The organism is Cognatiluteimonas telluris, assembly GCF_011320095.1.
Classification (GTDB): Bacteria; Pseudomonadota; Gammaproteobacteria; order Xanthomonadales; family Xanthomonadaceae; genus Cognatiluteimonas; species Cognatiluteimonas telluris.
In genome coordinates this window covers 1-704 of record NZ_JAANOY010000111.1, presented here as the reverse complement: position 1 = coordinate 704, position 704 = coordinate 1, and the positions used below count along the sequence as shown (strand labels likewise).

Here is a 704-nt window from a genome sequence, read left to right as displayed (position 1 = left end):
TAGCGGCCTAACACCTGAATTAAGCCGACTTGCGTAGTGGAAGCGAAAGCGTGGCAAGCTTTTTCTGCCACGCTTTTGCTGGAACGAAGCAAGTTCGGCTTGAATGAATTGTTAGGTGCCGGCCCTTGACGCCGCAACGGTCCTATTGTACAAATACACGTACAAGAGGAGACGCCTAGTGGACGCCATTACCTACAGCACCGCCCGAGCCAAATTGGCCGACACCATGGACCGCGTTTGCGACGACCACGAGCCTATCATCATCACGCGCAACGGCGAGCAGGCTGTTGTGATGATGTCGCTCGATGATTTCAAGGCGCTCGAGGAGACCTCTTACCTGCTGCGCAGCCCCAAAAACGCTCAGCGCCTGCTCGAAAGTATTGCGGCCCTTGAGTCCGGGAAAGGCAAGGCGCGGAGCCTGGCCAAGTGAAGCTAGTCTTTTCCGAGCAGGCTTGGGAAGACTATTTGTACTGGCAGAAGATTGACAAGAAGTTGGTGCAACGCATCAACGACCTGATCAAAGAGATCACGAGAACGCCGCACGCAGGAACGGGTAAGCCCGAACCCCTAAAGCACGCGTTGGCTGGCTATTGGTCGCGGCGCATCAACGACGAGCATCGGATCGTCTACAAGGTGGCCGACGGCTCAGTACTTATTGCACAACTGCGATATCACTACTGACGGCACCTAACACCTGAATTAAG

General features: G+C 55.0%; 2 protein-coding genes. Both read left to right on the top strand.

The window, feature by feature from the left end; translation table 11 throughout:
* The first annotated feature begins 178 nt into the window (after positions 1-178).
* On the top strand, positions 179-430 hold the full coding sequence (locus G7B67_RS13235) for a type II toxin-antitoxin system Phd/YefM family antitoxin (RefSeq protein WP_166213179.1): 252 nt from the start codon (positions 179-181) through the stop codon (positions 428-430).
* Positions 427-681, top strand: coding sequence for a Txe/YoeB family addiction module toxin (locus G7B67_RS13230; protein WP_166213177.1), 255 nt, complete (start codon positions 427-429; stop codon positions 679-681). The genes G7B67_RS13235 and G7B67_RS13230 overlap by 4 nt, the downstream gene beginning before the upstream one ends.
* The last annotated feature ends 23 nt before the right edge of the window (positions 682-704 follow it).